The sequence below is a fragment of the Gracilibacillus saliphilus genome, from assembly GCF_010994085.1.
In the GTDB taxonomy this organism is placed as follows: Bacteria; Bacillota; Bacilli; order Bacillales; family Amphibacillaceae; genus Gracilibacillus; species Gracilibacillus lacisalsi.
This window is the reverse complement of the sequence record NZ_WJEB01000002.1, coordinates 160405-185218: the sequence shown is the minus strand read 5'-3', so window position 1 is coordinate 185218 and position 24814 is coordinate 160405. Positions and strand designations below refer to the sequence as shown.

Sequence of the window (24814 nt, the reverse complement as noted above, 5' to 3'; positions counted from 1 at the left end):
TCCTTACCATTCTGCTACCGTTCCATCTTGATGACGCCACACAGGATTTCGCCATCTGTGTCCATCTTTTGCCATTTCCTTTACTTTTTCTTCATTGATTTCAATACCAAGACCTGGCCCTTGAGGAATTTTGACGTGTCCGTCTTGGTAATCAAATACGGTTTTGTCTGTAATATAATCTAGTAAATCATTCCCTTGGTTATAATGAATGCCTAGACTTTGTTCCTGAATAAACGCGTTGTGAGCGGTTGCATCCATTTGTAAACAAGCAGCTAAAGCAATCGGACCTAGTGGACAATGTGGTGCAACAGCAATATCATACGCTTCTGCCATCGAAGCAATCTTTTTCACTTCAGTAATTCCGCCTGCATGAGATAAATCTGGCTGAATAATATCTGCGTAACCGGATTCAAATAGCGGTTTAAAATCCCAACGAGAATACATTCTCTCACCAGTAGCAATCGGAATGCTTGTATGTTTCGTTATTTCTGCTAATGCTTCATTGTTTTCTGGCAAAACGGGCTCTTCGATAAACATCGGACGAAATGGCTCCAGTTCTTTTGCCAATATTTTAGCCATCGGTTTATGAACCCTGCCATGAAAATCAATTCCTATTCCGATATAATCCCCGACCGCTTCACGTACAGATGCAATTCGTTCGATAACGTTATCAATTTTTTCATAACTGTCTACATATTGTAGTTCTTCTGTTCCATTCATTTTTACAGCAGTAAAACCTGCTTCCACTACTTTTTTGGCAGCCGCTCCTACATCACTCGGGCGATCCCCGCCAATCCAGGAATAAACACGAATCGAGTCACGACAGGCACCACCTAACAGTTGATAGGCTGGAGCATTAAAGTATTTCCCTTTAATATCCCATAATGCTTGATCAAGCCCAGCAATCGCACTCATTAAAATTGGACCACCACGGTAAAAACCAGCGCGGTACATCACATTCCAGTGGTCCTCAATTTTTAGAGGGTTCTTTCCTATGAGAAAGTCAGCCAATTCAAGTACTGCTGCTTCCACTGTTGCAGCCTTTCCCTCAACTACAGGCTCTCCCCAACCTGCAATACCTTCATCTGTTTCCACTTTGACAAAACACCATCTTGGTGCTACAACAAATGTTTCGATATTGGTAATTTTCACTCTCTAACACACCTTTCAGCTAGTTTTTTATATAACCTAATTTTGCGGATATCTGTTTACTTTGCGTTAAAATAGCTTGTGCTAAATCCTCTTTAATTCTTTCGTTTGTTACTCGATCAGCAGGTCCTGCAATACTGATAGCAGCAACAACATTACCATCATGATCATAAATCGGAGCTGCAATACAACGAATACCTTTTTCATGTTCCTGTTCATCGATTGCATATCCTCTATCTCGAATTTCCCTTAATTCTTTTTGCAGATTCGCTTTATTGGTAATCGTGGTCTCTGTAAATTTCGGCAATCTTTTTTCTGCAATTAAATGATCTAATTGCTCTTCTGTGCAGCCTGATAGTAGTGCTTTTCCTACCCCTGTACAATGCATTAATGCTCTTCTTCCAATTTGGGAATACATTCTTAATGTTTGGTCACTTTCCACTTTATCGATGTAAACGACTTCATTATGATCATGAATACAAAGGTGCACTACTTCACCTGAGCTTTTAGCTAAATTGTGTAATGCTTCTTTCGCAACTTTTCGGATATCCAGTTGATTTAACAAGGAACTCGCTAAAACGAGACATTGAATACCAAGCCTATAATGACCTGACTGTTCATCTTGTTGTACATAGCCATTTGTCATTAATGTGCTTAACAGGCGATGTACGGTGCTTTTTGCTAGTGATAATTCCTTAGATAGATTCGCGATACTTAAACCTTTCGGATATGCTGATAATATTTCTAAAATAGAAAGCGTTCGTTCAACTGATTGAACTTGGGACATAATTACTTCTCCTTTTAACTCGTTTCGTATTATGGAACATCATTCTTATATGTGGAACACCTTAATTCTACCTGTTTATTTGTAAATTCGTCAAGTGGCTAATCGCAAGGGCAAAATGCTGTTCTCAAGAATAGTTATTCTTCCGTGTTCTTGATGCTACGTACGTTTAGTCAAAAAATGTTGGAGCTTTTTTAGTTGAAATAATATTGATAGATTTTGTCAAAACACTTATTGCTTCATTGTTTTTAAGGTATGATGAAAGCAGTTTCACAAAGAGGAGGGAAACATTATGTATAAAAATAGACTCTGATGAGTATGCGTTATACTAAAATAGGTAAGCGGATTCATTTCCAATGAAGATTTTTTTACCTACCATGGCTAAATTATTGTAAAAAAAAACGGATAAATAATATTATCAATTTACCAAAAGAGTTGGTGAAAAATGTATAACAGAAAAGTTAGATATGAGTACATTTCAATGGAAGAATCTTTCCCTTTATTCGTGGAGAGTATCGGCTACAACCCATATGAACAGGATTTTAATAGACCTGAGGGTTACCCATACTATCACTGGTTGCAAACAGTTGAGGGCAATGGGCGGTTTTCATTTCATGGGCAAGATTATCTCTTATCTAAAGGCAGAGGGATATTATTAAAGCCATATACACCTCATATGTATTATTCATTAGGAAAAAAGTGGTCTACCATTTATATTACTTTCGGTGGAAAATCAGCTGGATCTATATTGGATGCATTAAATATGAACCATTCTAGTATATATACAGATTTAAGGAATTTACAAGTAGAAATCATGATGCAAGATATGCTACAGAAAATAAAGTTAGATTCAGAGTTTTCCAAGATAGATTTATCAATCTACCTGTATAATTTTTTACTAAATTTAAAAAAGTATGGAAAGATGAATAGCCAACCATCCTTATCTTATCTTTATGATAAAGTAAGGAAAATTGTAGATTGGCTTGAAATTCACTATGCTGAGGATATTACTTTAGATGAAATGGCAAAGCAATTAAATGTAAGCTCCCAATATTTAAACAAATTGTTTCAAAAGACATTTCAAATAAGTCCCTATACATTTTTAATCCAGCTGAGAATTAGAAAAGCAAAGGAAATATTGCTACAGAACCCTGAAGTACCTGTAAAAAATGTTGCTATCCTAGTGGGATTCAATAATCTTAGTTACTTTATTTCTACCTTTAAAAAGAGAGAAGGTGTCACCCCTAAGAAATATAGAGATATGTACGGAAAAGACAATAAGATGACCGTAAAATAAGAAGAAGCAGTTTTTAAATTTATCCTGTAATCATTCTTAAAAATAGTATTTAATAGGTATTTATCGCTCTAAAATATAGCGAATGTCAAGTGAATATAGAATAATAAAGAAATGGACCGTATGCCGATTTAGAAGGCCAACTTTCGCGAATGAAAAGTTGGTCTTTTTATTGTTTTTAGATAAGTTTCATCAGTGCAACAGCAATTGAGTAATTTCGTAAGTTTCATATATTTATATTTCGTGTAGAACATCGTTGTACACCATAATAAAAAAATAATATAGATTAATAACAACTTCTCTAGTTTTTTATTAAAGCGAGATAAAGAAATCTAGCTTTGATATACCCTAAATAAAGGGAGAAAACATAGTTTACATCAAAAACGGAAAGGAGGCTGTAGGATCCGTGTGACCTGCATTAAAGATGTCGATAACATAGCAGATGTTCTCGCTTTTGTAGTTTAGCTTTTATGATTCCTTGATAAAAATAGGAGGTTACATGCAATGAAACAATACTCATTTGTAAAGAAAGCAACGATACTCTCCATGGCTGTATTGCTAGTTGGGGCAATTTTTTTTAGTATGCCAACAGCTGCGTATTATGGAAATGCAGATATTTCTCCAGCATATACAAACCTACCGACGAAGAGCTGGGTCACTGCTGAAGCAGGAACAGGAGATGCTAGTTTCGCTATTGATCAGGAGGAAGCTACTTATTGGGATGCTGGCTCAGTTTCCGAAGACAGCTGGATAAAGATCGATCTAGGTGGAACTTATCCTGGAATGAAAAAAGTGGAGGTTGTTTTTCCAACACTAGATGGCGAATACAACTATAAGCTTGAGGCATCTAGTGATGGAGAGCAATGGTTTACGCTTTCCGACCATTCCAGAGAGCCAATAACTGGAGGAGAAGATGTTCTTATTCAAAATACTCCAGAAGTTAGGTATTTGAAAGCAACACTATTAAATGTTTCAGAGGGTGCCATTGCAGGGATATCAGAAATTAACGCAAACAATTATCTACTAAAGGACAATCTTGCAGTTGGAGCAGATTTATCTTGGGATACAGCTTTTTTAAATAATACGTATACTACAGATAGTAATACAGATGTACCATCATCTGATGGTCGCATGATCGGAACAATGCAGGAAACAGGCATGACATCTGCTAGATTCCGAGTTTGGAATGAACCAAGATCCGAGAACACAGGGGAACCGGTGACAGAAGTTGATGGAAGTATGAACCCAGAGGATACACTAAACAAGTCTTTATACGCAGATGAACTTGGTATGAACGTAGGAATTGACTTTCACTATTCGGACAGCTGGGCAGACCCAGGAAAACAGATAAAGCCAAAGGCCTGGAAGGACTTGCCGTTTGATGAGCTTGTGGAAGCAGTGTATGATTTCACCTATGAAGTCACAGCAGATCATGTAGCCGCAGGAGTAAACCCGTATTATATCCAGGTTGGAAATGAAATAATTAATGGAACACTTTGGGGCGCGGAAAAGGTTCCAACAGGAAATGAGCCAAGGTATGCAAGTGAAGACCCATCCTATACTGCCCAACCAGGTGGTGAACTGTTGTGGGAGTATTGGGAATCAGAGGATCCAGATGAACAAGCTGCCTATGATGCCTCATGGGATCGATTTACCGCAATTGTAGATGCTGGCCTACGCGCTGCTCAAGATGCGTCACCTGAATCAAAGACTAAAATCCATGTAATCGTCGATAGAAACCGATTAGCGAAAACAAAAGAGTTTTGGCGCCAGCTAACGACAAGACTGAAAGATGACTATCAGAATAATTTTGATATCATGTCCATTTCTTATTACCCTGAATGGCATGGTACGATGGAAGATTTAAGTAATAACTTACATGCATTAGCAACAGAGTTCCCTTCATACGAATTAGCCGTATCAGAAACTTCTCATAGAGCGTCTGGAGGTCCTTCTGATTCTGGATATCCTAACTCCATACAAGGTCAAGCAGACTTCATGATCGATGTGATGCGGACTGCCAACGATACGATTAATAATGCCGTGTCCACTATATTAGTGTGGGAACCAGCGATTTGGCAATCAATGTTTACTTCAAAAGGTGATGGGTGGTACGAAGCAAATGATTCAACACGGGTGTTCCATGCAGCATTCAATGATTTTATTGCGAAAACGAATGACTATCTCTTGACCTCACTATACGAGGTACCAGCATTGCCGGATACTATCGAGGTATTAGATATTGAAAACGACACACTCGTAGAGACTGATGTGATATGGGAGGTAATCGAAGAAGAAGATTATTCCACTCTTGGATCTTTCACTGTTCAAGGTACAACAGAACATGGTGATGTTACTGCACATGTTGCTGTAGTGATGACAGTGGAGGTATTGCAGCGTTTAACAAAAGAAAAGATAGAATCAGGCGACCTATCCGGACCATTAGTACAACAATTAGAAAATGCATTAAAGCAAGTAACACATCACTTAGAAAAAGGGTCAAATAAAAAGGCTAGTAAATTCTTAGAAAACTATTTATCTCATCTGAACCGTAAGGCAAATAAAAGAAATGTTTCTCCAGAGGCAAAGCGAGTTCTTACGGAACATGCGGAGTTAATGCTACAAACCTTGAAATAACAGTTACTTGCTTATAAAAATTGTGATGCCAATGGTTCTCTTATAATAAAGAGCCTGGGACAAAAGAGTAATCAAATAGGAGAAGTCCGAACATTGATGTCTGAGTCCACGTAACGCTTCTGCAAAAAGCGGCGCGGACTCAGTTAACACTGTAATAAAGGAAACTTCATACAATGGATCTTCTGAGAATTTCACAGGAGTCTGTATATTTTGTCTATACTTTATTCAGGTTGTTCGGATTCTCGTTCTACCTATTTAGCTATGTCTCATCCTCTTTAAACTCGTTTTATTTTTTCAATACTTTAACACCGAACCCATCCAGCGAGACAGTTCCTAGTGCTTCATTGTTTGCGAGCAAATCTCGATAAGTCTGACCATTCAAGTTAATATCTTTTATCTGATTTGAAAAGTTCATTAAAAACAAGAATTCATTTGTGCCATCTGTACGAACTTGAGCACTAACGCCTTTCGGTAACAAGCCACCAGTCGCTCGTTTCAATGATAGCTGATCCGCTAACTTTTCAAAAAACGCACGATGGAATGCCTGATCATTTCTCGAAGCAATATAATAGGCTTTTCCATCACCATATTGATTCACCGTAAGTGCAGGTCTTCCTGCATAAAAATCACTGCCATACTGTGCTAATGCTTCCGCACCTTCTAAATGGATTAAATCACACAATTCTTTTGCTTCAAATTCACCACGCAACTCTAATTCATTATTGCCTACTACTTTAATGCGATTAGTTTCGCCATCATATAAACCATCGATTTCTTCAGACCAGATTCCTAACGTTTTACGTAATGGACCGGGGAAGCCACCGAGGAAACAGAGGTCATTTTCATCGACAATCCCGGACCAGTAAGTCGTGACAAATGTCCCGCCATTTTGGACAAATTTTTCAATATTTTCGCCGACTCCAGATCTGACCATATAGAGCATTGGTGCCACCACTAATTCGTATTTAGAAAGATCTTTCTCCGAATCAATGACATCAACGGCGATACCTTGCTCCCAAAATGCCTGGTAATGCTCTGTCACGGTACGTTCATAATGAACACCTGCATTACGTGGCCCTTGGGCATCTTTGACTGCCCAACGATTTTCGGTATCAAAGATAATCGCCACTTCTGCATCAACCGTTGTCCCTACAACTTCATCTAATTTAGCTAGACCATCGCCAAGCTCTTTCACCTCTTGGAAGACACGTGTATGCTCATGCCCTACATGGTCGACTACCGCACCGTGGAACTTCTCACTGGAGCCACGGCTTTTACGCCATTGGAAGTATTGGACGGAATCAGAGCCATGTGCTACCGCTTGTAATGATGATAAAACATGCATACCTGGCTTTTTCAGCTTACTGATCGGCTGCCAATTCGTTAAACTTGGCGTACTCTCCATTAATAAAAATGGCTTGCCATCTTTTAAGGAACGGAACCAGTCGTGATTCATCGCTGTATAAGCAGCAAGATAGGACGCATCTTGCTGATCATGCCATGTTGGATAAGAATCCCATGAGATCACATCGATATCATCAACAAATTTTGCGTAGTTTAATCCTTCAAATGTTTCCATAAAGTTTGCTGTTGCTGGCATATCAGGTTTAACAGCTTTTAATGGCTTTACTTCATGGCGATAAAAATCTAATGTTTGATCCGTGACAAAACGTTTCCAATCAAGGTTTTGGCCATGAACCATTGTTTCTCCGTGTGGTGCAGGAGATTCCACCTGAGACCAACTCGAATAAGTATGACTCCAAAACGTTGTCCACCAAGCATCATTTAATGCCTCTAATGTTTGATACTTTTTCTTGAGCCATTCACAGAACGCACCTTGACAATAATCGCAATGGCACTCCCCACCATATTCGTTGGACACATGCCAGCCGATTACTGCTGGGTGATCAGCATAGCGTTCTGCCAATTTACTATTCATTACCTCTACTTTTTCTCGATATACAGGTGATGTAAAGCAGTGATTATGGCGCATTCCGTGCAGATTACGTACACGGTTAGCCCCTACTCGTAATACTTCTGGATACTTTTCCGACATCCATGCCGGTCTTGCACCACTCGGTGTCGCTAAAAATGCATAAATCCCATTTTCGTGAAAAGTATCCAGTAATTTACCCATCCACTCAAACGTAAATCTTCCTTCTTCAGGCTCTAATTTCGCCCAGGAAAAGATCCCAACGGACATCACGTTACAATTAGCAAGCTTCATTAAGCGAATGTCTTCTGCTAATACTTCCGGATATTTCTCCCATTGCTCCGGATTATAATCTGCACCGTGTAGCATTTTTGGTATTTTGTCACTTACCGGGTTAAATCTCATCATATCATCTAACTCCCTCTTGTTGATTTTTTTAGACCATGCATCTAGCCCCATTAATTTAATTGTCCTAAAGCGTTTTCATAATAATCTATATATCAAATTATTCTATATTACTTTCAAATAATGAAAAGCATCCTATAACATGATAGAAAATAATCGGAAGGGATATCCCTCCGGCCGATTAAAGTCCAATTCATAAGGATTATAACCATTACACTCAATATATAAGGATGAACCTCTCATCACTAAAGTGACGAGTTTTCTGGTGAACATTTATAAAGGGTTTTCAGAAATAGAAAAAGGATACTCCTACTCTACTACCGGCTCAAACAATTCACTTAAAATTAGTGCGACTGCCCCGAGTGAAGAACCATATTCTCCTAATTTAGATAAATAGACTGGTGTTGTCTGTGCTCTTTCCGAGATCGCTCTTGTTTTAATCGTGTCAATAACTGGATCCAGAATATAGGAGTCAGCATTTGAAACCCCGCCACCAATAATAATGGTACTAGGGTTACAAACGTGTATTAAATTGGTCAGTGCAATCCCTAAATAAGTTCCCGCTTCCTTTAACACATCCTGGGCTAATCGATCTCCCTCCATCGCCGCTTGATGTACTACTTCCGCTGTTATTGTTTCACGATACAGCAATAAGCTACTTGCATTACCTTGCTCTAATAATTCGATTGCTTTCTCTGCAATGGCAGGCCCTGAAGCAACCGTTTGTAAACAACCTTCATTTCCGCACGAACACTTTTTACCATATAAATCAACTGTCATATGGCCAATTTCACCAGCAATGCCATGTTCTCCACTATATAACTTGCCATCAATTACAAGACCGGCACCGATACCTCGTCCGACATTTACCGCTATCATACTTTTGTTAGCCATTTGATTCTCAAACCATGCTTCTCCTAAAGCTAATGCTTTCGCATCATTTTCAACTTTTACATCCATCTCAAATGCTGCTTCTAAATGATCTTTGATCGATATATGTCGTAAATTTAAATTAGGTGCAAAGATTGAAATGCCTTGCTCTGAGTCTACAACACCATGCATCGCCACACCAATCCCGATATATTGTAAGGAAGACTGCTTCGTTACTAATTGCTCAACGCCAATAGTAAGCATGTTTAAAAAGCTATCGTTAGTTAATTCTTCTGCTATTTCTTGTTCTACTTCATCCACGATTTCCCCAGCCAAGTCTGAAATAATAAAACGAATATCACTTGGACCTACGTCAATGCCAATAATATGAAAACCATTCGTATTAAGCACTAACATCGTTGGTTTTCTTCCACCCTGTGAAATACCGAGCTGACTTTCTTTGATTAGCCCTTGTTCCAACAGTTCTTTTACGATGCTTCCAACAGTTGGTGGTGTTAACTGGGTCTCTTTAGCAATTTGCGCACGTGAAATAGTGCCTGCTGTCCGAATTTTATTTAAAATAATAGATTTATTGATTGATTTCATCCATTGAAAGCTACCACGTTGCATCTTCTTCCCCCAACTTTCTTAATATACTTTAATAAGTATACCACATTATTTATTGGTCATTAAATGATTCTCGTATACTACATCATACAGATCTTTATAAGCAACATGTTTCTCTCTTAATTGTGTTGGGGATTCTAATCCTGCCGCTGCCGCTATATTATAAAGCCCTTCTCTAATCGATATCACATAATTCGTTACGCGATAAGATTTCTCTTCTATATCCAATCCTCTTTGCAGCTTCGAATCGGTTGTTGCTACACCTACAGGACAATGATTCGTATGACAAACTTGTGCCATAATACATCCTGTTGTGATCATAAATGCTCTCGCAACCTGGACTAAATCTGCCCCTAGTGCTAAAGCAAAGGCAATTCGATCTGGAGTAAACAATTTACCAGATGCAATAATTTTCACTCGATCACGAACTCCTGCCTGAACTAATGCATTATGAAGGATCGGAATCGCAGACTTAATCGGAAGCCCGACACTATCCGTTAGCTCCTGGAAAGTAGCGCCTGTTCCACCTTCTCCCCCATCGACAGAAATAAAGTCTGGTTTCTTCCCTGTTTCTTTCATCGTCTCTGCTAATTGGTACACATCCTTTTCTTGCCCGACAACTATTTTTATGCCAACCGGTTTTTCAGTTACCTCACGTATTTGTTCAACAAAATCTAGCAAACCATGAACATCTGAAAATTGCTGGAACCGATTCGGGCTGTCATTCGATTGAAATGGCACAATACCTCGATCCCTAGCAATTTCTTCCGTTACTTTTTCCGCCTCAAGATGTCCACCACGTGTCTTTGCACCTTGGGCAAGCTTTAATTCAAAAGCTTTTATTTGATCAATAGTAGCCTTCTTTTTTAGTTGTTCCCAAGACATTTCTCCATCAGGTGTGCGCACACCGTATAAACCGGGACCAATTTGTAAGACTAAATCTACATTCCCTTTTAGATGATAGGAAGATAGACCACCTTCTCCGGTATTCATCCATGTACCACCAGCTCGCCCAAGTCCGATAGAAAGTGCGGTGATCGCTCTTTCACCAAGTGCACCATAACTCATTCCAGCCATACCAATTAATCCTCGCACATGAAAAGGATTTTCTGTTTCAGGACCGATCACAATTTCATGCTCGCTACCTAATAAATAAGGGGATACTTTCTGTGCCTGACGATGTTCTTTTCTGGCAAAAAGGTTTTCCTTATCAATGTGATATATTTTTGTATCCACTTTGGGTTCATGGTCAATCGATAGTTCTTCTTTCAACTTTGGGAACATCGTGTTTTTAATATAATAGCCTGGCTGGTCAAAGTCCCGCTTCGAACCAAAACCTTCTAATCTTTTTTTATACTTTGCCGGCATGACTATATGGAGATAATCTTTTCTAGAAAATGGCTTCCCTGTATCATCTTCGGTGAACAAGTATTGTCTTAGCTCAGGTCCGATATTCTCCAGAAAATAACGTACTCTCCCTATGAGTGGATAATTTCGTAAGACTGCGTGTCTTTTTTGATTTCGGTCTTTCCAAAACCATAGAATCATAAGTGCCCCAGGAATAATTAAAATCACCAATACAATTGCCAATAAAATAACGGAAGCAATATCCGCCATATTCCCCCTCCATTCTATAACTCTCTTTTTTGTATGATGTTTTTTAGAAAATAATCCTTACTACTGCTCTCATTATTAATAGTCAAATTAGGAAAAATAGATTTGTTGTAGATTATCGAAGAAGTTGCTGCTTGTGTACTCTTTAGATATGCATTAGAAAACTGAGCAGGCACCAATTTTATTACTTTCCTAACATATGAAAAGGTATGGAAAACTTCCATACCTTCATTGTATTAATAGGGACCACGAATATGATTGTGTACTTCATTTTTATAAAAGCTGCGTATTTTTTCTAACTCTTGGTCGGAGAACGCTGGAACATTAACTGCTGCCAGGTTATCTTCGACTTGTTTTACTGTTTTAAAACCTGGAATCACGGAAGAAACGGCTTCATGGCTTAAGATCCATTTCAATGTTGCTCTTGTCATATTGTCTCTTCCTTCTGCAATCCATTCTAATTGCTTACTTAACTCTACCCCTTTAGTAAAAGGCAGCCCAGCAAAAGTCTCTCCAACATTAAATGCTTCACCATTTTGATTAAACTTACGGTGATCATCATCTTCGAACTCGTGATTTGTCTAAAATTTACCAGTTAATAACCCACTAGCTAACGGCACTCGAGCTAATATACCGACATTCTTCTCCTGTGCAACTGGGAATAACTCTGTGATTGGCTTTTGGCGGAACATGTTAAAAATCACTTGTAAAGCAGCTACATTCGGATTTTTCATTGCAAGCAACCCTTCTTCAACTGTCTCGACACTTACACCATAGTGGCGAATTTTTCCTTGTTGCTGTAATTTATCCAACACTTCAAATACCGCTCCATCTCGAATGATTTCAATTGGTGGACAATGAATTTGAATCAGATCTAATTGTTCGCGTTGTAATCTGCGCAAACTGTTTTCTACATAATTGGTAACGGATTCTTCTGAGTATGTTGCAGGGTCATGAATATCTCCAGCACGACAAAATTTGGTTGCGATATAAATCTTATCTTCTTTTCCTTTCGTTGCTTTCGCAAGTAACTCCTCACTATGACCATCACCATATACATCAGCAGTATCAAAGAAGTTTACCCCGGCATCCATTGCTCTTGCCAATCCATTTAATGCTTCTTCATCATTTGTTTGGCCCCATGCACCACCTATTGCCCAAGTGCCAAAGCTCAACTCACTTATTTTCATATCAGTTTTGCCAAATTGACGATATTGCATAAAGTATCTCTCCTCTTATTGATTGTTTGCTTTTACATAATCACGCCAGTTATGAACAGGCTGCCAACCTAACACTTCTTTTGCTTTTTTATTACTTAGTAAAGTTTCATATCCCTCTAATGGCTCACGAAAATCGGCTACATTAGGAAAGGACTTCTCCATTAGCTCTTTGCTTGTGATATCCATACTGGAGTTGTCAGCGGCAAGGTTAAGTGTTACTGTTCCTAGCCCATCCTTTTCAACTGCTAATCGATAGGCTGCTCCAGCATCTCGCGCATCAATATAACTCCATAAAATCGGCTTACGTTCTTCAGGTTTATGTATAAACGCTGGGAAATTCTCATACATATGTGGAGCAATAACATTACCTACCCGCATCGATACAACTTGCATACCTGTACGCTGATGTATCATGTCAGCTGTTTTTTCGTTAACAATTTTAGATAGACCATAACTATCCTCTGGCTTTTGCGGATGTTCCTCATCAACAGGTACATATAAAGGTTGTAGGTCTTGTTTACTAAAGACAAGCCCATAGGATGATTCACTAGAAGTAATCACTGCTTTTTGGATTCCCAGTGTACCTGCTGCTTCTAAAATATTATAAGTTGACATCACGTTATTTTGAAATGTCACTTCATTTGGATGAGAATACGCTACCGGTATTGCTGCTAAGTGAACGACAGCATCAGCACCTTCAAGCACTCCGTACACTTCACCAAGATTAGTTAAGTCTGTAATAATTGTTTTACATTTAGGATTTTCTAGGTGTTTTTGATCGACATTAACTACCTCATAATCATGATCCAAAAATTCTTGAATAACAGAAGGTCCTAATAAACCACTCCCACCTGTAATCACTACCTTTGACATACCGGTGCCACCTTTCCCTTCTTTGTTTGCGTTTTCACAGATTATTATACGTGCTTTTTCCAAAGAATAAAAAGAATCCGCTCAACCTTGCATTTTTATCTAATTCGTCGTAGATACAAACTGCGAAGTAATGTAGTAATTAGATGTGCGGTCACCTAAGAGATAATTTTGAAATATATCATGATGATAACTACCACTCCGGCTGCCCACTTCCCTTTCCGTGAGGTTTGCCCTTCAACTAACTTTTTCGAGCAAAAACCGCTCGAAAAAGTGGATCTTCAGGTCAAACAATTCCCACAGGAGTGAAAGTGGGCGGCCTTCGTTAAGAAATGCTCCACAACACTAATCCGAAATCAACCAATCAATTACTCCACCATATGCAGCAAAATTACAGCCGATTAGAACTATAGTAAAACAAAAAAGTTTAGTTCCATAAGTTCACTTCTTTTTATAATCAGAGAACAAAAATAGCGTAGGCAGAATACGGAGACTCCTGTGGGACAGCGAAAGCTGAAGATCCACTTTGCTAAGTGGTTTCCTTTGCAAAGTTAGCTGAAGCCGAGCCCACGGAAAGCGCAGTATTCTGCCGTAGCGAATGACAACACTTCTCAAAATAACAGATCGGAAGAGAGCAAATACATGTCCAAGTTATTTCACAGTATATAAATTATACACATCACTTCTAAAGGTAAAGTTAGCTTTCTTTCTGTTTCGGTTATCGATCAATGTTTTATTGTCTGATATGATAGAAAATATAATCGTTAACTAAGTGGGTAAGATATGATCAAATCCTTACAAAAGGAGGACTCTGGCATTAATGAAAGAATTTTATAAAGTTCTGATTGTCGATGATGAAATGCTAATAAGACAAGGAATTATAAATTATATTGAATGGGAAAGTGAAGGATACAAAATTATTGGTGAAGCTTCAAATGGTGAAGAAGCGCTACATTTGATGGAATTATACCACCCCCATATTATGATTACCGATATCGTCATGCCAGGAATGGATGGCATTGAATTAGTAAAGAACGTAAAAGAAAACTACCCTGAAACAGAAGTTATTGTATTAAGCAGCTTTGAGGATTTTGATTACGTAAGACAAACGTTTCAAAGCGGAGTAGCTGATTATATTCTGAAACCAAAATTAAATACAAAAGAGTTATTAGATACCTTAAATCGTGTCACTCAAAAGCAAAAAAAGGCTGCGAATGTAAGCAATAGCCAATCATCAATGGGGGAAATATGTAAAAAGATCATAGAGGGCTATCAATCCATACGTGAAATGGATTTTGCACGACAACAATTTACTTATGATACGTTCACTCTAATCGAGGCATTTTGGAATAAAAAAGAAACTAGTACATTATCTATAACTACTATAAAAAAGCAACTAGAGAAGCAGCTCTCAAAGGTAGAAGCGCACCAAATTCCATTACAGGAGCATAGTAGCTTATTTTTAGTGAATTTCAATTCTGCTGAATTGCCACAAATAAAAGATGCTATTTATGCATGTGAGAAAGATGTTGATTCCACGAAGCTAAAATGGATTATCAGCACACCTTTTAAGACTATCGATACACTAAAAAACACGTATGAGACAAATCATTTAACCATAAAGCAATATCATTTTTATTTACCGGATCGCACGTTCCTTTTTTACGATGACTTGCCTGAAGCAGCAGAAACAAAAGCAGTGTTTGACTTGAATCATCTGATATATTTATTTAAACATAAGCAATTCCAGGAAGCTTTTATCTATCTGAATGAACATATAGGATTACTTTCCAATCAATATGAAACAGATGTTTTTGAATTTAAATCATGGCTGGAAAACATTATGTTTAATATTATCGTTCTACTCGGAAACATGAAGTATGATATCGAAGAGCTCGAGGCAGAAAAATATCACTATTTCTTAGAAATCAATGAAGCCTTCCATGTACGAAAAGCGATATCGATATTTGATACATTTTTAGCCAAAGTAGAGAGAAAAGTACGGCCAACAAGTACAGAGACAACTTCCAACATCCAGCTGTTATTAGATTATATTGAGGAGCATTATGACAGCCATTTAACATTGAGTACGTTAGCAGATCATTTTCATTTTAATCCTTCCTATTTATCGAGCTATTTTAGTAAACATCATCGCGAAGGGTTTAGTGAATACTTGAATCATGTTCGTATCAAGAATGCGAGGAAATTGTTGAAGGAAACGAATAAGCCTATATCTGTGATTAGTGAAGCAGTGGGTTATTCTGATCACAGTTATTTCACAAAAGTATTTAAAAAGCTGACGGCTAAATCGCCAAGTACTTACCGCAAAGAAAACAAACAGACGAATTGAGGCTGTTTCTAATGAGGAAGTTAATCCGAATTATACAAGCAAATAATCTATTTATGAAGATTTTCTTAGTCATGGTAATCAGTATCATCGCCGTATCGTTATCGATCACCTATAGCAGCATTCGTATGTCAAGTAACTTATTTATCGATACATTCAGCATCACCAATTCAAAAATTATGAATCAAATCACCGAAAGATTTAATTCTTTTACGGATTCGATTGTGTCAGCCTCACTGGAGGTCGATACAAACGGAACCATCAAACAATTGCTTCAGGAAGAGCAGGAAAATGCTATTGACAAATCCATCTTCTATTATCATATGACAAGGGAAATGGATCGAATTTATGCGGAAGTAGATCCTAATGATGCCAATATGATTATTATGAGCAACAATCAGGACATTTTTAATATGAAATACGTTAAATGGCAAGTTGATGGAGAGAAATTAGCTAATCATGAAATGATAGATCGTGTAGAAGCTAGTCCTAATGACATCGTGTATCAATTTGAGGAATCAGAGGTTACCAATGGTGTTCCGATGATCATTGCTTCCAAAGCCTTAAAATTACGATCAGACTATATATATGGTTATTTATTTTTTTCACTGACGGAAAGAGACTTGAAGAAATTTTATGAAAGTTATACAGGTGCCGGAAATAACGTAATGTTAGTATCTCCAAGTGGCCAAATTATCTCTAGTAACCAAGAAAAAATGATCGGGGAATCATCTCCCGAATTGTTAGACTATGCGAAGAGTTTTGAAGATAAAAATTTAGAATACCGAAGAGTAGATATTTTTGGTCAGAACTACATTCTCCTTTCCGAGTATATACCTAGCCTTGATATTTATCTTGTCAATTTGATTGATCAGGAAATCATTGCTGAAAATGTCATCGATACTAGTGAAATTGTCTTGATTAGCATTGTTATTGTCAGTTTGGCAGTTCTTGTTGCCTTCTTAATATTGCGTAAGATGACCGTATCCATTAGTCAACTTGTTCACCAAATTTCAGACATGGCCAGGTATCAATTTAATAAACCATTAAAGGAAACAGGCGGATATGAAACAAGAAAAATAGCAAAGGCTTTCAATTATATGTTAAATGAACTGCAGGATTATGTTCAAATTTTGATGAATACACAAGAGAAACAAAGAAAAGCAGAATTAGAAACTTTGCAACACCAAATTAATCCGCATTTTATCTATAATACATTAGCCTCCATTAAATTTATGATTCGACAAGAGAAAAAAGAAAAAGCAGCTGACACCATTGATTCCTTTATTGCATTAATTCAAAACTCTTTAAGCAATATCGAGGAAACGATAACAGTTGAACAGGAATTAGCGAACCTCAAAAATTATGTACAAATTAATCAAGCAAGATATGGTGATCGAATACAGGTCAATTATTTGGTAGCACCTGACTGTTTGCATCTTTATTTACCTAAGCTAGTTATTCAACCGTTTATCGAGAATGCTTTCTTTCATGCGTTTACAAAGAAAAAAACTGGTTTCATTCAAATATTAGTTGCGCAAAAAGAAAATTCGCTTATCTGTGAAATTATTGATAATGGCGATGGCATGATACCAGAGCGGTTAGACAACAAAACCATCAAATCAAAAGAGAAAAGACAACTGTTCAGTGGCATTGGAGTAAAAAATGTGCATGAACGAATTCAATTATTGTATGGAAAAGATTACGGCGTAGAAATAGAAAGTGAGCCAGCAAAGGGAACAAAAGTAAAAATCAAGCTACCAGTTAGAGAATTATAATCCAAAAACCATCTACCTAAAAAAATTACAAATTCTAAAATAAATTACAATAAAATTCGTGGAAATGGTTCATTCTAAAAATAGTTTCATTTTTTGCTAAAGATCTTTCAAGAGGTCTTTAGTCTTTTTTTGTTACACTTACATTACATCGTTGGAAGCGATTTCACGATTACAAAAATCTTGAGGGGGTTTTTAAAATGAGAGAAAAATTATCTGCAAAGTTTTGGCTGTTAATCGTGGCAATTTTAACAGCTATGGTGTTAGCAGCATGCTCTGGTGGTGATGAAGATGGCGGCGATGAAACAACAGAAGGAAATGCTGAAGGCATCACTGCATGGGCATGGGATGTAAATTTTAATATTGCGGCTTTAGAACTTGCTTTGGAACATTATGATAATGAAGATTTCGATATGGAGATTATCGAAAATGCACAAGATGATATTGTACAACGACTTAATACTGGCTTAAGTTCCGGAACGATGAATGGTATGCCAAACATCGTATTAATCGAAGACCAACGGGCACAAAGCTTTTTGCAATCTTATCCAGATGCGTTCTATCCGATAGGTGATTATTTTAATACAGATGATTTTGCTGACTACAAATTAGCTCCAACAAGCTTTGATGGCGAACAATATGGGCTTCCATTTGATACAGGCGTAACTGGTTTCTTCTATCGTACCGATTATCTTGAAGAAGCAGGATATACACATGATGATTTAGTAGATATCACTTGGAATGAATATGTGGAAATTGCTAAAGATGTAAAAGACAAAACTGGGCAAGCAATGCTTTCTCTTGACCCTAATGATTTAGGTATTCTACGTGTGATGATGCAAACAACAGGCACATGGTACACAACAGAAGATGGCACCATTCAACTGGAAGATAATGAACCATTACAAATGGCTTTAAAAAACTATAAAGAATTAATGGATAATGATGTTGTTAAATTAAACTCTGACTGGAGTCAATACTTAGCGGCATTTAACAGTGGTGATGTAGCATCTGTTCCTGCTGGTAACTGGATTGCACCTAGTGTTGAAGCTGAAGAATCACAATCAGGACTATGGCGAGTAGCACCTACACCCCGTTTAGACATGGAAGGTGCAGTAAATGCATCAAACCAAGGTGGTAGTTCATTCTATGTATTAAATATCGATGGAAAAGAAGAAGCTGCTGAATTCTTAGGTGAAACGTTTGGTTCTGACGTTGAATTTTATCAAGACTTAGTCCAAGAAATTGGAGCAATTGGTACATTCATTCCGGCTTCTGAAGGGGATGCATACCAATTCGAAAATGAATTCTTTAATAATCAACAAGTAGTATATGATTTCTCTCAATGGATGGAAGAAATTCCACAAGTTGATTACGGGATGAACACGTACGGTATTGAAGATATCTTATCAGCAGAAATTCAACAATACTTGGATGGTAAAAGTCTAGAAGACGTATTATCAGATGCACAAGCACAAGCTGAAAACCAATTTAAATAAGTAGAATAAAGCCTTGGGAATCAGCTTATCCCTTATAACCCAAGGCTTTCTTTTTCCTTATGAATAGTAGTATAAAAGACTCGTTATGAGGAGGGGGATAATCATGAGTCAAGCTTCTAGTCCAACACATCAAAGAACATTTACTCAGCGATTGAGAAAAAATTATATCGGTTGGCTTTTTATCATTTTATCTGTATTAGGAATTTCTCTTTTCTATTTTTACCCAATGGTTCAAGCATTTTTGTTGTCCTTACAATCAGGTATGGGCTCGACCTTGGAATACGTTGGTTTCGATAACTATGTAAGATTATTTAATGACCCGACTTTTATTACTGCTTTAACTAATACCATATTATACTTGTTGGTACAAGTCCCTTTAATGATTGTTTTAGCTTTAGTATTTTCCGTGTTATTAAATGACCCTACATTGAAATTCAAAGGCTTTTTTCGTACTGCGATCTTTCTACCAGCTGTTACTTCCCTTGTAGCATATGCGGTTATTTTTAAATATTTATTCGGTAATGATGGATTAGTGAACGATTTCCTCTTAAGTATGAATATAATTTCGTCTCCAATCGCATGGTTGTCTGATCCGTTTTGGGCGAAAATAACCATCATCTTAGCCATCACATGGAGATGGACTGGTTACAATATGATTTTCTATCTATCTGCACTGCAGAATGTAGATAAATCCATGTATGAAGCAGCCAAAATTGATGGTGCGTCTGCTATGCAACAGTTTTTCTTTATAACAATACCTCTATTAAAACCAATCATTTTATTTACTTCTATCGTATCAACCATTGGGACTTTACAATTGTTTGATGAGGTAATGAATATAACAAGTGGTGGACCTGGTAACTCCACTATGACGATTTCCATGTATATTTATAACTTATCTTTTGAATATACTCCAGACTTTGGGTATGCAGCTACTGTTTCATACGTCGTTTTGATCTTAGTTGTCATCCTATCCTTTATTCAATTTAGAGTGGCAGGTGATCGAGATTGAAAAAGTTAAAACGAGTTTTCACTTATCTATTTTTAAGTGTTGCAGCAATTGTGTCTATCTTCCCTTTCTTATGGATGTTAGTAAGTATGACGAACAAGTCAGTTGATGTAACAGCTGGGCGGTTAATTCCTGGTACTCATTTTATTGAGAACTTAAAAAACCTCCTTGATCAGACACAAATTGGTATAGCCTTATGGAATTCATTTGTGATCGCCATTATTACAACGGTTTTAACACTATTGATCGGCTCATTAGCTGGTTATGGTTTTGAAATTTATCGATCAAAAGGTAAAGACATCGTTTTTAATATTTTGGTTTTATCGATGATGATTCCCTTTGCTGCGATTATGATTCCATTGTACCGTTTATTTGGAAGAATTTCTGCTGATGCACCGCTGATCGGTTTAGATACGTTAGCAGCAGCTTTCCTACCGACGATTATTACAGCCTTTTTCATTTTCTTCTTTAGACAGAATACGAAAATGTTTGCGAGAGAGTTGGTAGAGGCAGGAAGAATTGATGGTTTGAGTGAATGGGGTATCTTTTTCCGAATTTATATGCCGACAATGAAAACTACGTATGCGGCGGCAGCGATTATCGCATTTATGAATAGCTGGAATAACTATCTTTGGCCATTAGTTGTGCTTCAATCTCCGAATAAGCAAACTATACCATTGTTAATCTCCAACCTTGGATCAGGGTACACACCTGACTATGGAGTAATCATGACAGCGATCGTTATTGCAACACTCCCTACGGCACTTGTATTCTTCCTTATGCAGAGACACTTTGTTGCTGGTATGATGGGGTCTGTGAAAGGATAAAAATAAATTCTAAGTTTGATAAAACCCTGTATTAATGGACTAATATAGGGTTTTTCTTTTAGCCTCTAAACCTCAGTTGTATCGTTCAAATCTTGATTAAAGAGGAAAAGCTATGAAGCAATCGAGAAGAAATCTCTAAGAAACATACGTGATAAAATTTGGCCAATAGGGGGTTTGAGCTATGAAAATCCATAGAATAGATCATGTGGGTATAATTGTAAATGATCTTCCTGCCACTAAAGCCTTTTTTCTTGACCTTGGACTTGAAGTACTAGGGGAAACAGAAGTCAATGGCGAGTGGGTGGAACGAATAATTGGGCTTAATGGCGTTAAAGAGACGGTTGTAATGTTAGGGATGCCAGAAGGACAAGCAACGGTGGAACTCGTCAAATTCCATACACCGACAGATGAAAAAGGAATTCAACAATCTTCTGCAAACACCTTGGGGATACGGCATATTGCATTTGCTGTTGAAGATATTGAAGCTGTTGTTGCCAAATTAAAAAAGAATGGTGCGGAACTTGTTGGTGAAATACAAAACTACAATAACGCTTATAAATTATGCTACGTTCGTGGGCCGGAGGGAATTATTTTAGAGTTAGCGGAACAACTCAAATAAATTTTCAAGAGCACTTTGTAAAACAAACAAGTGCAATTATGGAAAATTACAAGGGTTCAATGCAATAATATGCAGCCAGTATTGGCTGCATATTTATTTTCATTGATTATTGATCTATGCTACAACCGGTAGGATTTCAAGTTTCTGAGCCTTTCACTACATCTATTAATTCAAATTTCGTAACATCAACTAGTCCACGATTGGAGATTCTGACTTCCGGAATTACTGGTAAAGCAATCAGTGAAAAGGTCATGAATGGAGCATTGATAGTACAACCTAATTGTTGCCATGCTTTTTCTAATGCTCTCACTTGTTCGACTACGGTTTCTATTGGCTGATCAGACATCAAGCCTGCGATTGGCATTGGAACATGTGCCAGTACTTCGCCATTTTCCACAACAATCATGCCACCACCAGATTCAGCTAGTTTGTTGGCTGCGAAAGCCATATCTTCCTGATTGACTCCCATTACCAATAAATTATGGCTATCATGTGCTACTGTGGAGGCAACAGCACCAGATTTCAAGCCAAAACCTTGAGTAAAGCCTAATGAAATTTGCCCAGTCCCTTTATGACGTTCAATACATGCTAACTGTATAATATCCTGTTCTAGGTCGATTTTGACTACACCATCATCTACAGGCAAAGTTGCGGTCATTTTTTCCGTCCTTGCACTATTTTCAATTATTCGGATACCATTGACTTCTACATCCCCTTGTTGGTCTGTAGGGATCATAAAGTCTCCAGGCTGTAATACTCTGTTTAATTTTACCGTATCTTTGGCATGAGCAGGATATTCATACCCTGGGATTTTTTTGACAAGCTCTCGGTCGGAAACTATTACTTCACCATTAGTAATTACTGTAGACGATTCAACATTTGTTAGATCTTCCAACAAAATGATATCAGCTATTTTGCCTGGGGATATACTGCCATACTGCTTATCGATTTGAAAATACCGAGCAACATTGATCGTAGCCATTTGAATTGCCTCGACAGGATCAACACCTTCTTCGATTGCACGGCGAACAACATGATTCAACTGTCCTTTTTCTACTAATGTTTCTGGATAAATATCATCTGTTACTAACGAAACATTAGAAGAATCGATTCTGTCTTCTGTTATGATTTTGATTACTTCTTTCACATCTTGCCAAGCAGAACCTTCGCGGATCATAATATGCATGCCTAATCTTGCTTTCTCTAATGCCTGATCTTTTGCAACCGTTTCATGGCAGGAATCGACACCAGAGGCAATATAAGCTTGCAGCATACCACCAGTTCCATCGGGAAAGTGGCCAGTAACTGTTTTGCCTGCAGCAATCGTTGCTTCTATTTCATTAATCATTTTAGGGTCATTATAAACGACACCGGGAAAGTTCATTACTTCACCTAAACCGATAACACTATCCCATTTTAACCCATCTTCAATATCCTTTTCATTTAAATTTGCACCGGCATCTTCGAGATCATTAGTGGCAGGAACACAGGAAGGAAACGTAGTAAATACCTTTAACGGAAGTGTTTGCCCTTCTTCATGCATCAGTTTTACACCTTCTGTACCTAATACATTAGCGATTTCATGCGGATCCATAAATATTGCTGTTGTTCCTTTCTTCAAGGCAGCCTTCGCAAATTCAGTAACAGAAAGCATCGTACTTTCAACATGCATATGTCCGTCCATAAACCCTGGTGATACGTATTTGCCTGTAGCATCCACTACTTTTGTTTCCGGTCCAATTAAATGGTCCGCCTTCCCAATCGATGCAATACGTTTAGCTTTTATCGCGATATCTACATTTTGCTGTAACTCTCTTGTCATGACATTAACTAATGTCCCATTTTGAATAACTAGGTCTGCAGCTGTTTCACCTAATGCTACCTTTCTCAGTAATTCTCTACTCATCATTAATTCTCCTCTCGATATTTTTACATGCTATATGGAGGAGTTACCTCACACATAGTTTAGCGATTTACGGTCGCTAAGTAGAAACGCTTATGCCATATTCCTAAGCTTATACATGTTTTCACTATATTACGTCTGAAACCGTTTTACAGTCAATGTTTTTCTTTGCTGAACAGTATGGTAAAATATAAAGTAAGACTATGATGCTAGGGGAATAAGTATGCGCAACTCACTATTTGCAGCAACAGAATGGATCACCAGATTTGCTTATGTTAATATTTTATGGATGGCTTTTACACTAGTTGGGCTGATTATTTTTGGTATCTTTCCCGCAACTGTTGCAATGTTTACTTTAATAAGGCAATGGATCATGGGAAACACGGACAGTCCAGTTTTTAAAACTTTTTGGAATACATATAAAAAGGAATTTTTGAGAAGTAACCTGTTTGGATTAGTTTTTTATCTGATTAGCCTGTTATTCTATATAAACCTCCAATTCATGGAAATCAATCAGGGTGGTTTTTATGACATTGTAAAAATACCTTTATACATCTTTATGTTAGCGATCTCTTTAACATTGATATATGTTATCCCAACTTATGTTCACTTTGAATTACGATTTATTGATGTTTGGAAGAATGCGTTTCTAGTGATGCTAATCCATCCATTGCATAATATATCGATGGTAGTGGGATCTGCCGCTGTCTTATACGTCATGTGGACGTTTCCCGGTTCTTTATTTTTCTTTGGTGGAAGTTTAGTGGGCTACATTATGATGGGTACATGTTATCATGCCTTTAAAAGAGTTGCAGCAAAAAAAGAGAAATTAGCAGAAAACAATTGACCATTTTATCGTCAATTGTTTTTTTATAGAAATGTTTATCATGATACAGATAATCCATAAACTGCGAAGTAAAGTTTCTCTCTTCCATTCTTCCCTTGTAGAGTGCTGACAAACCGCTCCGGCAGAATACTGCGCTTTCCGTGGGCACGGCCTCAGCTAACTTGGTAAAGAAAAGCACTTTACCAAGTGGATCTTCGGCTCGCGCTGATCCCACAGGAGTCTCCGTATTCTGCCTACGCTATTTTTGTTCTCTGATTATAGAAAGAAATGAACTCATGGCTTTTAGTGCTAATCGGTTGTAAATGGCTCTTTAGCATAGTCATACCCTCTATGCTACAAATGGAGGAGAAATCGACGGTTGTTTTCACATTAGTGTTGCGGAGCATATCTTAACGAAGGCCGCCCACTTTCACTCCTGTGGGAATCGTTTGACCTGAAGATCCACTTTTTCGAGCGGTTTTTGCTCGAAAAAGTTAGCTGAAGGGCAAACCCCACGGAAAGGGAAGTGGGCAGCCGGAGTGGTAGTTATCATCACTATATATTTCATAATTATCTCTTAGGTGACCGCACATCTAACTACCACAT

Annotated in this window: 16 protein-coding genes, 1 pseudogene and 1 riboswitch; of the genes and pseudogenes, 9 read left to right on the top strand and 8 right to left on the bottom strand. The window is 37.7% G+C overall.

The window, feature by feature from the left end; translation table 11 throughout:
* Nucleotides 1–3: 3 nt before the first annotated feature.
* The gene (dgoD, locus tag GHT08_RS05075; protein WP_163580356.1) at nt 4–1152 is read right to left on the bottom strand and encodes a galactonate dehydratase; all 1149 of its coding nucleotides are present in this window, start codon (nt 1150–1152) and stop codon (nt 4–6) included.
* A gap of 19 nt (nt 1153–1171) precedes the next feature.
* Entirely contained in the window at nt 1172–1936 is a 765-nt protein-coding gene (locus tag GHT08_RS05070; protein WP_163580355.1) for an IclR family transcriptional regulator, read from the bottom strand.
* 478 nt (nt 1937–2414) lie between these two features.
* Here GHT08_RS05070 and GHT08_RS05065 point away from each other — a divergent pair, with 478 nt between their 5' ends.
* Both GHT08_RS05065 and GHT08_RS05060 read left to right on the top strand, forming a co-directional pair.
* Nucleotides 2415–3230, top strand: a complete 816-nt coding sequence (locus tag GHT08_RS05065; RefSeq protein ID WP_238343504.1) for an AraC family transcriptional regulator — start codon at nt 2415–2417, stop codon at nt 3228–3230.
* Nucleotides 3231–3731: 501 nt separating this feature from the next.
* On the top strand, nt 3732–5864 hold the full coding sequence (locus tag GHT08_RS05060) for a glycosyl hydrolase 53 family protein (protein ID WP_163580353.1): 2133 nt from the start codon (nt 3732–3734) through the stop codon (nt 5862–5864).
* A 286-nt stretch (nt 5865–6150) separates the two neighbouring features.
* Here GHT08_RS05060 and GHT08_RS05055 read toward each other — a convergent pair whose 3' ends face one another.
* From GHT08_RS05055 to GHT08_RS05035, 5 genes and pseudogenes are all read right to left on the bottom strand, one after another.
* Nucleotides 6151–8202, bottom strand: coding sequence for a beta-galactosidase (locus GHT08_RS05055; protein WP_272953884.1), 2052 nt, complete (start codon nt 8200–8202; stop codon nt 6151–6153).
* A 309-nt stretch (nt 8203–8511) separates the two neighbouring features.
* Nucleotides 8512–9702, bottom strand: a complete 1191-nt coding sequence (locus tag GHT08_RS05050) for an ROK family transcriptional regulator (protein WP_163580352.1) — start codon at nt 9700–9702, stop codon at nt 8512–8514.
* A gap of 45 nt (nt 9703–9747) precedes the next feature.
* On the bottom strand, nt 9748–11316 hold the full coding sequence (locus GHT08_RS05045; RefSeq protein WP_163580351.1) for an FMN-binding glutamate synthase family protein: 1569 nt from the start codon (nt 11314–11316) through the stop codon (nt 9748–9750).
* A gap of 233 nt (nt 11317–11549) precedes the next feature.
* Nucleotides 11550–12533 (bottom strand): annotated as a pseudogene (locus tag GHT08_RS05040) (aldo/keto reductase).
* Between the two features lie 15 nt (nt 12534–12548).
* On the bottom strand, nt 12549–13406 hold the full coding sequence (locus GHT08_RS05035; protein ID WP_163580350.1) for an NAD-dependent epimerase/dehydratase family protein: 858 nt from the start codon (nt 13404–13406) through the stop codon (nt 12549–12551).
* An 817-nt stretch (nt 13407–14223) separates the two neighbouring features.
* On the opposite strand from GHT08_RS05035, the gene GHT08_RS05030 reads away from it, so the two are divergent.
* The 6 genes from GHT08_RS05030 (at nt 14224) to GHT08_RS05005 (ending at nt 21479) form a co-directional block, all read left to right on the top strand.
* On the top strand, nt 14224–15753 hold the full coding sequence (locus GHT08_RS05030) for a response regulator transcription factor (protein WP_163580349.1): 1530 nt from the start codon (nt 14224–14226) through the stop codon (nt 15751–15753).
* Between the two features lie 11 nt (nt 15754–15764).
* The gene (locus GHT08_RS05025; RefSeq protein ID WP_163580348.1) at nt 15765–17528 is read left to right on the top strand and encodes a cache domain-containing sensor histidine kinase; all 1764 of its coding nucleotides are present in this window, start codon (nt 15765–15767) and stop codon (nt 17526–17528) included.
* 197 nt (nt 17529–17725) lie between these two features.
* Complete coding sequence (locus GHT08_RS05020) at nt 17726–19024, top strand: ABC transporter substrate-binding protein (RefSeq protein ID WP_163580347.1); 1299 nt, start codon at nt 17726–17728, stop codon at nt 19022–19024.
* A gap of 103 nt (nt 19025–19127) precedes the next feature.
* Nucleotides 19128–20036 (top strand): carbohydrate ABC transporter permease, encoded by a 909-nt coding sequence (locus GHT08_RS05015; protein WP_018931705.1) that lies wholly within the window; start codon nt 19128–19130, stop codon nt 20034–20036.
* The gene (locus GHT08_RS05010) at nt 20033–20860 is read left to right on the top strand and encodes a carbohydrate ABC transporter permease (RefSeq protein WP_163580346.1); all 828 of its coding nucleotides are present in this window, start codon (nt 20033–20035) and stop codon (nt 20858–20860) included. The genes GHT08_RS05015 and GHT08_RS05010 overlap by 4 nt, the downstream gene beginning before the upstream one ends.
* Nucleotides 20861–21041: 181 nt before the next feature.
* Nucleotides 21042–21479, top strand: a complete 438-nt coding sequence (locus GHT08_RS05005; RefSeq protein ID WP_163580345.1) for a VOC family protein — start codon at nt 21042–21044, stop codon at nt 21477–21479.
* A gap of 136 nt (nt 21480–21615) precedes the next feature.
* Here the strand turns inward: GHT08_RS05005 and ade are convergent, their stop codons facing one another.
* The gene (ade, locus tag GHT08_RS05000) at nt 21616–23385 is read right to left on the bottom strand and encodes an adenine deaminase (protein ID WP_163580344.1); all 1770 of its coding nucleotides are present in this window, start codon (nt 23383–23385) and stop codon (nt 21616–21618) included.
* A 35-nt stretch (nt 23386–23420) separates the two neighbouring features.
* Nucleotides 23421–23522: riboswitch (purine riboswitch) on the bottom strand.
* A gap of 83 nt (nt 23523–23605) precedes the next feature.
* Between ade and GHT08_RS04995 the strand changes: the two genes are divergently transcribed.
* Entirely contained in the window at nt 23606–24229 is a 624-nt protein-coding gene (locus GHT08_RS04995; RefSeq protein WP_163580343.1) for a YesL family protein, read from the top strand.
* The last annotated feature ends 585 nt before the right edge of the window (nt 24230–24814 follow it).